Origin of the sequence: Sorangium sp. So ce406, from assembly GCF_051474675.1 — a bacterium.
Classification (GTDB): Bacteria; Myxococcota_A; Polyangia; order Polyangiales; family Polyangiaceae; genus Sorangium; species Sorangium cellulosum_G.
The window spans coordinates 205,602-217,885 of the sequence record NZ_CP150340.1 but is presented as its reverse complement, the minus strand read 5'-3'; the positions used below and the strand labels follow the sequence as shown (position 1 = coordinate 217,885).

General features: G+C 72.2%; 6 protein-coding genes. 5 read left to right on the top strand and 1 reads right to left on the bottom strand.

Annotation, left to right across the window (positions count from 1 at the left end):
- Positions 1 to 66: 66 nt before the first annotated feature.
- The 3 genes from WME96_RS00810 (at position 67) to WME96_RS00800 (ending at position 4,105) form a co-directional block, all read left to right on the top strand.
- Complete coding sequence (locus WME96_RS00810; protein WP_437292434.1) at positions 67 to 528, top strand: GNAT family N-acetyltransferase; 462 nt, start codon at positions 67 to 69, stop codon at positions 526 to 528.
- Positions 529 to 1,040: 512 nt separating this feature from the next.
- Entirely contained in the window at positions 1,041 to 2,678 is a 1,638-nt protein-coding gene (locus WME96_RS00805; protein WP_437288279.1) for a DUF1592 domain-containing protein, read from the top strand.
- A 5-nt stretch (positions 2,679 to 2,683) separates the two neighbouring features.
- Entirely contained in the window at positions 2,684 to 4,105 is a 1,422-nt protein-coding gene (locus tag WME96_RS00800; protein WP_437288278.1) for a DUF1552 domain-containing protein, read from the top strand.
- 118 nt (positions 4,106 to 4,223) lie between these two features.
- On the opposite strand, the gene WME96_RS00795 is transcribed toward WME96_RS00800, so the two are convergent.
- On the bottom strand, positions 4,224 to 6,215 hold the full coding sequence (locus tag WME96_RS00795) for a hypothetical protein (RefSeq protein WP_437288277.1): 1,992 nt from the start codon (positions 6,213 to 6,215) through the stop codon (positions 4,224 to 4,226).
- Positions 6,216 to 6,395: 180 nt separating this feature from the next.
- Here WME96_RS00795 and WME96_RS00790 point away from each other — a divergent pair, with 180 nt between their 5' ends.
- Positions 6,396 to 9,824, top strand: a complete 3,429-nt coding sequence (locus WME96_RS00790; protein ID WP_437288276.1) for a Kelch repeat-containing protein — start codon at positions 6,396 to 6,398, stop codon at positions 9,822 to 9,824.
- Positions 9,825 to 10,015: 191 nt separating this feature from the next.
- Positions 10,016 to 12,100: a methionine--tRNA ligase gene (gene metG / locus WME96_RS00785; RefSeq protein WP_437288275.1), complete on the top strand. Its 2,085-nt coding sequence runs from the start codon at positions 10,016 to 10,018 to the stop codon at positions 12,098 to 12,100.
- Positions 12,101 to 12,284 lie beyond the last annotated feature (184 nt).

Here is a 12,284-nt window from a genome sequence, read left to right as displayed (position 1 = left end):
CGTCCGCGGCCCGGTGGTATCGGGCGACAGGTGCGACAGAGAGGTGATGAGCAGGCGGGCGCCGTGATGGCGGACGGGATCCTCCGCGAAGCGCGGGCCGAAGACCTCGTAGGGATCCTGGAGCTCTATCGCGACCTCCACCCCGCGGACGCGCCGTTCCCTCCCGAGCCCGAGCTGTCGGCGCTCTGGGCGCGCATGCTCGCGCAGCCTGGGCTTCGCCTCTTCGTGCTGGAGGGCGGAGCGGCCCTCGTGGCCAGCTGCACGCTCGTCGTCGTCCCGAACCTCACGCGCGGGGGCCGGCCGTATGCGCTGGTCGAGAACGTCGTGACCCACCGCGAGCACCGGCGGAGGGGGTTCGGGGCGCGCGTCGTGCGCCATGCGCTGGCGGAGGCCTGGGAGGCGGGGTGTTACAAGGCCATGCTGCTGACGGGCTCGCAGCGGCCCGAGGTGCACCGCTTCTACGAGGCGTGCGGCTTCCGCGCGGGCGACAAGACCGGCTTCGTGGCGCGCCCCGGAGCGGCCGGCTAGCTCCGCCCGCCAGCAGTCCGGCCCGGCGGGCAGCAGTCCGGCCCCGGCGGGCCGAGCTTCTGGACGGCGGTCCTCCTCGTCGTCGCGCGTGCGCCCGAGCGCCTCGGGGCCTCGAGTGTGCTGCCTCTGCATTTCTATCACGGCCTGATACTAAACCACTTTTACTAATCAACCCTTACTAACTAAACCGGTCTACCTAACGCTTCCCGCCTATTTACAGCCACATTTGTGCCGTTCCTGGATTTATATCGACATTATGTCGCTCACATTTCGTTGATTAACTGAACCGGTTCATTTAGACTTCTGTTTGCAACGACCGCGCGGCGAACCGCAGCCATCCCGCCGTCGCTTCCGCCCACACGTCGTGATGGAGGACAGCGTGGCCTTTGCGCTTGGCGTCAATGTCTTGTGCCGCACAAGGAGTCGACATGAACTTGGGAGTGAGCCGACCGAGACAGAAGCCATGGGTCGGAATCGCGAGCCTGTGGGTCGCAATGCTGCTTCCTGGATGTATGGGACAGCTTGGTGGCGGGGACGGCGGCGGCGGCCAGGACTCCGAGGTCCCGCCGCTCTCGAACGACCCGTCCGTGATCGCCGCCGCCTGTGAGGCGGATAACGGTGCTCTTCACGTGGGCCTGACCAGGCTCCGCCGCCTCACGCGCGAACAGCTGAACAACGCCCTTCGCGATCTGCTCGGCGTCGAGGGGCGCCCCGCCGACGCGCTCGCGCCGGACGAGCGCATGGGGCCGTTTCACAGCAACGCCATCGCTCCGATCACGGATCTCCTCGTCCAGCAGGCCGCGGAGCTCGCGGCACAGGTGGCCTCGGAGGCCGAGGGGCGCATGGACCAGATCGCGCCGTGCAGCCTCGCGGACGACGATGGTACCTCGTGCGCGACCGAGCTCGTCGAGCGGCTCGGGCAGCGCGCGTACCGCCGCCCGCTGGAAGGGGACGAGATCCAGGGGCTCGTCTCGCTGTACGAGCTCGGCCGACGGTCGGGCGGGCCGGCGCGCGGCTTTCGCCTGGTGATCGAGGGACTGCTGCAGTCGCCGTCGTTCCTGTACCACGCCGATGTCGGCGAGTCCGGCCTCCCCTCTGCGGCCCCCGAGCCGATGGATGGCCACGGCCTCGCCTCGCGGCTCTCGTTCTTCCTGTGGAACTCGATACCCGACGACGAGCTGGTCGATCTCGCCACCGACAGCAGCCTGCTCGAGCGCGACGTGCTCGAGGGGCAGGTCGACCGCATGCTGCAGGACCCGAGGGCGGGCGCCACGATCGCGCTGTTCCACCGCCAGTGGCTCGGGCTCTCGGAGCTGCCCAGCGCGCAGAAGGACCACGAGCTGTTCCCGGCGTTCAACGAGGAGATGGCGAACGCCATGCTGAACGAGAGCGCCCGCTTCACGGATCACGTCGTGCGGCGGGGCGATGGCCTGCTCCGCACGCTGCTCAGCGCGGACTACACGTTCCCGGAGGGCCCCCTGTTCGACGTGTACGATATCGAGCCGCCGGACGGGTTCACGCCGGGAGACAAGGTGTCGCTCGATCCGGGCCGCCGCGCCGGGATCCTGACGCAGGCGGCGTTCCTCGCGCGCTGGTCTCACCACAACCAGACCTCCCCCATCCACCGCGGCATCGTCGTCCGTGAGAATCTCATGTGCCAGCCGCTCAGTCCCCCGCCGGCGAACGTCAACAACGTCCCCCCGCCGGTGGACGACGTGACCTCCACGCGCGAGCGCTTCGCCCAGCACGTGGCCGACCCCGGCTGCGCGGGCTGCCACCAGTTCATCGATCCGATCGGCCTCGGCTTCGAGCATTACGACGCCATCGGCAAGTACCGCGCTACCGACGGCCTCGGCGAGGTGAACGCGGCGGGCGAGATCACGAGCGCACGCGAGGACCTCGCCGGCCCGTACTACGGCGGCGTGGAGCTCGCGAAGAAGCTCGCGGGGAGCTCGGAGGTGGCCGACTGCGTCGCGAATCAGTGGTTTCGCTTCGCCCTGGGCCGGATCGAGAGCACGGACGACGCTTGCTCGATCCAGACCATCCACGAGGAGTTCAAGGCGTCGGGTGGGAACATCCGGACCCTGTTGTCTCAGGTGGCGCTGAGCGACGCCTTCCGCCACGTGCGGCTCACCGCCAGCGAGGAGTGACCGTCATGAACCGTCGAATGCACATCGGAACGTCACGCCGCCGCATGCTGCAGGCCCTCGGCCTCGGCGCCGGGGCGGCGGCGATGGGATCGCTGCTTCCGCTGATGAACGCCTCCGGGCAGGAGAACGTGCGCCCCAGGCGCCTCCTGCTCATCTTCGAGCCCGACGGCGCGCCGGCGCGGGACTGGAACAACGTGATCGACTGGAGGCCGCAGGGGTCGGAGCGCAGCTTCTCGCTGCACGCCATTCACGCGCCGCTCGAACCCTGGAAGTCGAAGCTGGTGATCCCGTGGGGGCTCAAGATGACGGCCGGCGGGGCCGGCGAGGCCCACGCCTTCGGCATGGCGGGGCTCTGGACGGCATCGACGCTGAACGGTCCGTCCTCCGGCGCGAACTTCGACGGCGGCAACGGAAACCGCACGGGCTGGGGGAGCGGCGCGTCCATCGACCAGATCATCGCCGGCGCCCACGGCAGCGGCCTGCCGTACGAGCGCGCTCCGGACGACCCGATGCAGGAGACGCCGTACCGCACCGTCGAGCTCGGTGTGCAGTGCCAGAGTCCGAACAGCCTGAACCGCATGATCTACGCCGGAGAGAACTCTCCGATTCACCCCGAGACGAACCCCAGGGCCGCGTTCAATCGGCTGTTCGCCGGGGTGACGTCGACGGGCGAGGCGCCCGCGAGCGATGAGGGGGCGGAGCGGGAGCGGACGGAGCGCAAGGCGATCGTCGACCTGCTCAAGAACGACCTCACCAGGATCCGCAGGCGGGTGGGCAAGGAGGACTACCACAAGCTCGACGCGCACCTCGAGGGACTCCTGGCCATGGAGCGCAGGCTGAACCAGACGGCGGGGCCCGCCGACCCGGCGCTGAGCTGCACGGTCCCGGAGGAGCCGGCGGAGACCCGCGGCCGCGGCTCGGAGTATCCGGCGGAGGTCAAGAGCATGATGGACATCGCGGTGGCCGCGTTCTCCTGCGACATCACGCGCGTCATGAGCCTCCAGCTCAGCTACGCCTTCAGCCATATCCTGCACTCGTGGCTCGGACACACCAGCGATCACCACACCATGTCCCACGACGGGCAGGACCGACGCCGGGAGCTCCAGGAGATCGACGCCTGGTACTCGGAGCAGATCGCGTACCTGCTCGGGAGGCTCGACGCCGTGAGCGAGGGCGACGGCACGCTGCTCGACAACACGCTCGTCGTGGTGGGCAGGGAGCTCGGCAGCACGGCGCACCGCATGGAGCGCGTCCCTTTCGTGATGGCGGGAGGCGCGCGCGGCGCCCTGAAGACAGGACGCTACCTCGATCACGACGGGGAGGACCACGCCAAGCTCCTGGTCTCGATCGCCCATCTCATGGGCCTCGAGACCAACAGCATCGGGAACCGCAAGCGCGATTCCGGCCCGCTCTCCGGCCTCCTGTGATCCGCCGGACGCGCGCCCGCACAGGTCCTCTGCTGTCGGCAGCATCGCTGCTCTCGGCAGCGGCGCTCGCCCTGGTCTTCCTGACTCGCCGGTCGCGCTCGTGACCTGACGTGGCCAATCACGGCACCGCGTGGCCGTCGACCCGGAGCTGGAACAGGAAATACGGCGGGATGCAGGCGCCCTCGCCCGAGCTCGTCCTGGCGCACACGTAGTCCTCGCGACAGGGATCCTCGGTCGAGCAGCGGCGCAGGCCGGCGGGCGCCACGTGGCGGCTCAGGCACTCGGTGAACAGCGTCCCGCGGGCGAGGCAGCGGTTGAACGGGTCGAGCACGGCGATGGCGCCGCAGACGCCCTCCTCCGGGAGCGCGCCGCAGCTCCCGGTGCACATGCCGCCCGGGAACCCGACAGGGCTCGTGTTGCACACCGCGGCCGGCGGGCACGCCCCCGCCCGCGCCGCCGCAGCGCGATCGCGGTGCGGATCGGCGTGCGGGACGACGGCGCCCACCTGGCAGGGATCGCCGATCTCCGGCGCCGCCGGCAAGCAGACGCCGACCGAGGTCCGGTCCTCCTGCGGCGCGTCGTACGCGGAGCACACGAGCCCTTCGGCGCAGGTCCAGCCCGCGAAGCTCGGATCGCCGAGCCCGCAGCGAGCGCCGTACCCGCCCCGCGCGCCGTCGCCCCGCTCGGGATACGGCACCTCGTCGTCCGGCGCGGCGCCGCGCGCGATCGCCTCGACCACCGCCCGCCGGCGCGGGAGATCGCCTGTCAGGTGCGCGGACTCGAAGGTGTGGAGCGCGTCGTGGGCCCGGGCAGGGTCCTCCTCGCCGAGCAGGTGGAAGCCGGCCACGGACCCGCTCTGGTGGCACCCGGGGCAGGTCATCTGGTCGAGCCGCCTGATCAGCCCCTCCGGCGAGCGGACGCGCGAGAGCCCGCCGAAGTCGACGCCGCCGAAGTCGCGGGGCTCGAACAGGACGCGGAAAGGCCGGTTGACCCGGCGCGCGAGCCCGTGCGGCGTCGCCGACAGCGCCTTCGTGGCGAGGAACTCGTCGGGCAGGAGCGCCGTCCCGCGGTCGAGGCGCGCGAGGTTCTCGGGGGCTGACAGCCATGCGCGCAGCCGCTCGCGCTGCCTCGGGTCGCGCGAGAGGCGGGCGACGTCGGGGGTGTTCTCGAGGGCGAGCGGCGCGTAGCGCCCCGCGCGGCCGTCCCAGCGGAAGGCGCGGAGCACGTACTCGGCGTGGCCGCCGAGGTCCGGGCGCACGGTGGACGGCCAGCGGACGCTCTGCAGGTTCACCACGAGCCGCGAGAGGTTTGCGCGGTCGACGGCGGGGCGGGCGAGCGGGCCCTCGGGCGAGGTGAGAGAGCGGGCGAGATCCGGCCCGGAGAGCGCGCCGGCGCGCGACCAGGCCTCGGCGAGCCGGCGGCACGAGCGCGCGTCATCTGCGGGCGCGGGCGCGAGCAGCTCGAACGCCGCGGTCATCGGCAAGCGCGAGCGCGCGCCGGCCGGGGACTTCGCGGCGTAGGCGAGCCGGTACACGAGGCGGGTCTCGCCGCAGCCGGAGGCGTGGAACGGACGCCTGTCCATGCGGTTCATGACGCCGATGAGCTCGAAGCGCGCGCTCTCCGCGGAGAGCCAGCGCTCGTCGAAGAGGCGGTGGGCGTGGCGGGCGACGCTGGTCCCGCTCCTCGGATCGGCGCGCTGGACCTGCCGCAGATCCTCCGAGAGCACGCGGGCCACCGAGGCGAGCTCCGCGGTGCGCGACAGCGCGGCGAGGGAGGCTGGCGCGCGCGGCGCCCCCGTGAGCACCGAGCCGAAGTCGAGCCCCGCGGCCTCGAGCGCGGCGAGCGCCGCGCGGTCCGTGATCCGCAGCAGGGGCTGCGCCGGAGGCGCGGGCTCCTGCGGCGCCGCGCCGGCCGCGGGTGCGCCCGCGGCCGCGCTGGAGGCGGGGGGCGGGCGGAACGGGCCGGAGGGCCGCTGCGCGGCGTCCCCTGCCCCGGCGACGTCCTGGCGCGGCGCGGAGGGGCGCTCGGAGGGCCACCGCGAGCACCCGGCGAGGCCGGCGCCGGCGAGCGCGGCGAGGACGAGGGCGAGGCGGAGCCGGCGGGGAGGCATGATGTCGACGCTACACCGGGCTGCGCGGCCGCGCGCAGCGTCTTCGCCGCCGCGCTGCGAGCGGGGCGGCTCGCGCGGTGCGGGCGGCCCGCAGCGGTCCTCGCCGGGAGTTTGCCGCAAGGCCGCCGAGGTGAATGTCCACCCGATCGCGGGCAACACACCGCGGCGGAGGCAAGGAGGATGAAACGTTCGATGGGGAGGCTCGGGACCGCCGTCTTCTGCGGGCTCATCATGCTGCGCGCGGGCGCCGCCTGGGCGGCCGGCGCGCCGTCCTGGGAGAGCTTGCCGCCGATGATCACCCCGCGCGGCGAGCACACGGCCACGGTGCTCCAGGACGGCCGGGTGCTCGTCGCCGGTGGGTATCCGGAGCTGGACGCGTTTCCGTACACGGACACCGAGGCGCTGAGCCTCCAGCAGGTCGAGATCTACGACCCGGCGACAAGGACCTGGTCGCCCGCGGCGCCGCTCGGTCGGCGGCGCGCCGGACACGCGGCCATCCTCCTGCCGAACGGCCACGTCCTCGTGGCAGGCGGCAGGCAGATCAACAAGCAGTACCCCGGGTCAGAGCTGTCCTCGGCGGAGACCTACGACCCGGCGAGCAACACCTGGACGGCTGCGGGGCCGTTGCCGCTGCCCCACCCCGAACCCTCGATGATGCTGGTAGGCGGCAGACCGCTGCTGATCGGCCTGGCCTGGAACGCGGCCCTGGTGCTCGACATGCTCAACGCGGCCGATTACGACCCGGACACGCGCACCTGGACGGCCCTGCCCACCTGCGACAACGGGCCCAGGCTCTTTCCCGTGAGCGCGACGCTGCTGCACGACGGCCGCGCGATGACGGTCGGACCCGGCTGCAGCCTCTATGACCCGGAGGCCCGGCTCTGGACCTGGGAGCACGGGGCCGTGCTCTCGACGGACCTGTACAGGTATCCTGTCGCCACGACGCTGCCGGGTGGCAGTGTGCTGGTCGTGGGAGGCACGCACGCCGGCCCGGACCCGGAGGTCCGCGCCTTCGCGCAGGTCTACCTGCCCGAAGAAGGGCGCTGGGAGCCCACGTCCGGGCCGTATGCGCCGGCCTCGTCGCCGTGCTCGCCGACGAGCGAGTCGCACATCAGCGGCATGCGCACATCGCTGCTCCCGAGCGGAAAGGCGCTGTTGACCGGAGGCGTGCAGCCCTGTTGGCACAGGGACAGGACGGGACAAGTCGCTCCCTTTCATGCGACCATCGCGCTCTTCGACGAGGCGACCCGCTCCTTTTCGCCCCTCGATCTGGAGCCGCCGGTCACCATGGCGCGCGCGTACCATTCCGTGACGCCGCTCCGGGACGGCAGCGTGCTGATCGCGGGGGGGTACGTCGATGGCAAGACCGCGACGGCCTCCGCCGTGCTCTTCCACGAGCGTTCGCCACGCGGCGTGGGCTGCGCGGCGGACAGCGATTGCGGGAGCGGCTTCTGCGCGGATTCGGTCTGCTGCGATTCAGCCTGCGCCGGCCCTTGCGACGCGTGCGCGGCCGCCGCCGGAGCGTCGCAGGACGGCGTCTGTACGCCGCTCGACGGCGGCGCCTGCGACGACGCGGATGCGTGCATCGCCGGGGGCGTCTGCGAGGCGGGCGCGTGCGTCGGCGGCGAGGCGGCGCCGGACGGGACGCCGTGCAGCGCCGGCGACGTGTGCTCGACGGCGAGCGTCTGCGAGGCGGGCGCCTGCGTGGGTTCGAGCATCGCCGTGTGCTTGCCGGCGGATGCGTGCCACGAGGCGCCGGCGTGCGACCCCGCCGCCGGCTGCGCGGCGCCCGGGCCCGCGAAGCCTGACGGCGCGCCTTGCGACTTCCCGGGCACCGAAGAGGGGTGGCGCGCGACGGGGCGGATAGGCAGGTCCCTCGACAACTACGCTCCGCACACCACCGTACTCCTGGACGGCACGGTCCTCGTGATCGGCCGCGGCGTGCTCGACAATCCGAGCAAGAGCGAGGCGTTCTGGGTTCGCTATGATCCGAGCACGGGCGCATGGCAGCCCGCCGCGGCGATCGGCGACCCGTCGGAGGCGCACACACACACGTTGCTCCAGGACGGGACGGTCCTGGGGATCGGCGCGGGCTCTCGTGCGACGGGGTTCTCGTCGACGAAGCGGTTCGATCCGGCGACGGGCGTGTGGACGCCGGCCGCGCCCACGACCGCGCCGCGCTCGAGGCACACCGCCACGCGGCTCGCGGACGGCCGGGTGCTCGTCGCCGGCGCCGACGGAAGCTCCAGCGATGGCGGGAACAGCGCCGAGATCTACGATCCGGTCGCCGACGCGTGGACCGCGGCAGCGCCCATGAACGCTCCGCGACGGAACCACACGGCGACGCTGCTGCAGGACGGCTCGGTCCTCGTGGCGGGCGGAGTCGATCGGTCCTCCCCCCTGACGAGCGCGGAGGTGTACGATCCGGCGACCGACACGTGGACGCCCGTCGGCTCGATGGGCTGGGCTCGCAGGGACCACACGGCGACGCTGCTCGCGGACGGCCGGGTGTTCGTCGTCGGGAGCTCGAACGACGAGAGCGTCAAGGCAGCCGAGATCTACGATCCTGCGACGGGCACGTGGAGCTCGACGGGGGACATGGCCGCGGCGCGAAGGTCCCCTGGTGCGGCGCTCCTCGAGGACGGCAGGGTCCTGGTGACGGGCGAGGCGTTCGGCTCCGACGACGGAGCATTGGCCGCCGAGCTCTATGATCCGGGTAGCGGCACATGGGCGCTCGCGCCGGCGCTGGACGTCATGATCGGCCGTCACGCGGCGGCGCGGCTCCACGACGGCCGTGTCCTGATCGCCGGCGGCCGCATCGGTATGGCGAATGTGTATCAGACGATCGACAATGCGTGGCTGTACGAGCCGGCGCAGCCCGCGTCGCGCGGGAGTTGCCAGACGGGCGCGTGCGTGCCGGGGGGCGGCGGAAGCGGCGGAGACGGAGGAGGTGGGAGCGGAGAAGGCGGCGCCGGCGGAAGCAGCGGCAGCGTTGGCGGCGGCACGGGCGGAGACGGAGGGGGCGACGACGGCGGCGGTGCGAGCGGCGGCGGCGGTGCGGGCGGCATGGCGACGGGCGGCCATGGCGGAGACGCGAGCGGCGGCGGAGGCGGCAACGCGAGCAGCGGCGGTGACGCGAGCAGCGGCGGTGACGCCGGCAGCGGCGGCGACGCGGGCAGCGGCGGCAACGCGGGCAGCGGCGGCAACGCAAGTGCGAGCGGCGGCGGGGGCGCTGACGGCGAAGGCGGCACGGGCGGCGCTGGCACAGGCGGCCACGGCGGCGTTGCCACAGGCGGCCACGGCGGTGATGCCACAGACGGCCACGGCGGTGATGCCACAGGCGGCCACGGCGGTGATGCCGGCGCCACGGGCGACGCCACATCCAGCGCGACCGGCGCTGGCAACGATGCCACCTCGAGCAACAGCGCCGGCGCGACCAGCGCACAGAGCAGCGGCGGCGGCGATCTCCCGCTCCCCAGCGCAGGAGGGGGCGGCGGATGCAGCATGACGCCGCGCAACCAGGGCGAGCCGGCCTGGCTGTTCGCCCTCGGGGCGCTCGCCAGCACGCGCCTTCGCCGGCGCCGCGCGAGGAACAGCCGGCGAACGTGAACAAAACGCCTGCCCCGGACAGGGACGGCACACGGCCCTGCTGACATCCCGATCAGCGAGGGGAGCATTGAAATTGGCATCTCGGGTGGTCGCCATCCTGGGTCGGATCGGCCCGCCCGGGTCGCCCGCGCTCGATAGCGCTTCTGCGCCCGTCGCCGCGCGCCACCCCCCCATGGTATGACCCCGTCCCCATGGCGAGCCGCTTCTACGTCACGACGCCCATCTACTACATCAACGACGTCCCGCACCTCGGCACCGCCTACACGACGATCGCCGCGGACGTGCTCTGCCGCTACCACCGGCTGCGCGGCCACGAGAGCCGCATGCTCACCGGCACGGACGAGCACGGCCTCAAGATCCAGCGCGCCGCCGAGGCGCGCGGCATCGCCCCGGGCGCCCACGCCGACGAGATCGCCGCCGCCTTCCGGGCCACGTGGCCGAAGCTCGGCTGCGCTCCGGACGACTTCATTCGCACCAGCGAGGCCCGCCACAAGAAGGGCGTGCAGGAGCTCTGGCGCCGCATCCAGGCGCGCGGGGACATCTACCTCGGCCATTACGAGGGGCTCTACTGCGTCGGGTGCGAGGCCTACTACACCGAGAAGGACCTCCAGCAGCCCGGCAACATCTGCCCGCTGCACAACAGGCCCGCCGAGAGCGTCAAGGAAGAGAGCTACTTCTTCCGCCTCTCCCGCTACGCAGACGCGCTGCTCGACTTCTACAAGCGCAACCCCACCTTCGTGCAGCCTGCCAGCCGCCTCAACGAGGTAACGAGCTTCGTGCGCGAGGGGCTCCAGGATCTCTCCGTCTCCCGCACCACGTTCCAGTGGGGAATCCCCGTCCCCGACGACCCGAAGCACGTCATGTACGTCTGGTTCGACGCGCTGGCGAACTACATGACCGCCCTCAGGGAGCCGGAGGACAACACGCGCTTCTGGCCCGCGAACGTTCACCTCGTGGGCAAGGACATCCTCCGCTTCCACGCCGTCTACTGGCCCGCGTTCCTGCTCTCCGCCGGTCACAGCGAGGCGGAGCTCCCGCGGCAGGTCTTCGCCCACGGGTTCCTCACCTACAGCGGCCAGAAGATGTCGAAGACGCTCCGCAACACCATCAGCCCCGTCGAGGTCGCGGACGCCATCTCCGAGGCGGCCGCGGCGGCCCTGCCCGGCGGCCCGGCCGCGGCCGCCGGCGCGCCGCCCGTCGGGGTGGACGTGGTGCGCTATTGCCTCATGCGCGCGATCTCCTTCGGTCAGGACGGCGACTTCGGCCTCCAGGACGTCCTTTCGCGGTACGCCTCGGAGCTCGGCAATGCGCTCGGCAACCTGCTGAACCGGGTGCTGCCGTTCGCCGAGGAGGTCCCCGAGAAGGGGGAGCCCGGCCCGCTCGAGGCGGAGCTCGCCGGCGCGCATCGACAGGCCTCGTCGGCCGCGACCGCCGCGTTCGACGCGAACCAGCCGACGCGCGCGCTCGACGCGATCTGGGCGGCGATCGCCGCGGCGAACCTCTATGTCGACAAGGCCGCTCCGTGGGCGGCCAAGAAGACGGACCCGCGCCGCCTCGGCACCATCATCGCGACCTTGATCGAGCAGCTCGAGGCGATCAGCGTGATGATCTCCCCCGTGCTGCCGGTCGTGGCCGACAGGATGCGCGATCAGCTCGGGCTGCCGCCGATCGCGCCCGCGGTGGGCCACGATCAGTGGCCGCTCGACCCTCCTGCCCGGAAGCCTGGCGGGAAGCTCCGCCGGGGCTCGCCTATCTTCCCGCGCTTCGAGAAGGCGAAAGAGGCCGAGCTGCTCGCCCGGTTCGCCCCGCCCCCGGCCGACGCCGCCCCGCCGCAGCCCGACGCCGGCGCGAAGGCGGCTCCCGCCGCAAACGCTGCTCCCGCCGCAAACGCTGCTCCGGCGGCGGGGGGCGGCGCCGGAGCGCCCGCCCCTCCGGCGGGGCAGAGCAAGGCCCCCGTGGCGTTCGACGACTTCGCCAAGCTGGACCTCCGGATCGGCCTGGTCACGAGCGCCGAGCGCGTGAAGAAGAAGGACCGGCTGCTCGATCTGCGGGTCGACACCGGCGACGGCGCGCCCCGGCGCATCATCTCGGGGATCGCGGCGAGCTACGCCCCGGAAGAGCTGGTCGGCAAGCGGGTCGTCGTCATCTGCAACCTGCTGCCGCGCGACTTCGGCAAAGGGCTCGTGTCCGAGGGCATGTTGCTGACCGCAGAGGTCGAAGGGCGCGTCCGCACCATCACGGTCGAGGACGCCGCGCCGGGCACCCCCGTTCTCTGATGATACCCGTCTTCATGTAACAAAAATTACGATTGCGCGACATCGAAGCTCAAGGACGCCCCGAGCAAGCTCGAGTCTTCGAACGGCGACGTGAAGCTCCGATACCCGGGGTGAGGGGAGATCGCGGGCAGCACCCTCGCTGAGGGCGCGGCGGGCGCCGATGGCGCGGTGAGCGCCGAAAGAC

Bases quoted from the DNA above. Each gene is read 5' to 3' on its own strand.
- WME96_RS00810 (WP_437292434.1), top strand. From the start codon at position 67: ATGGCGGACGGGATCCTCCGCGAAGCGCGGGCCGAAGACCTCGTAGGG.
- WME96_RS00805 (WP_437288279.1), top strand. From the start codon at position 1,041: ATGGGACAGCTTGGTGGCGGGGACGGCGGCGGCGGCCAGGACTCCGAG.
- WME96_RS00800 (WP_437288278.1), top strand. From the start codon at position 2,684: ATGAACCGTCGAATGCACATCGGAACGTCACGCCGCCGCATGCTGCAG.
- WME96_RS00795 (WP_437288277.1), bottom strand. From the start codon at position 6,215: ATGCCTCCCCGCCGGCTCCGCCTCGCCCTCGTCCTCGCCGCGCTCGCC.
- WME96_RS00790 (WP_437288276.1), top strand. From the start codon at position 6,396: ATGAAACGTTCGATGGGGAGGCTCGGGACCGCCGTCTTCTGCGGGCTC.
- metG (WP_437288275.1), top strand. From the start codon at position 10,016: ATGGCGAGCCGCTTCTACGTCACGACGCCCATCTACTACATCAACGAC.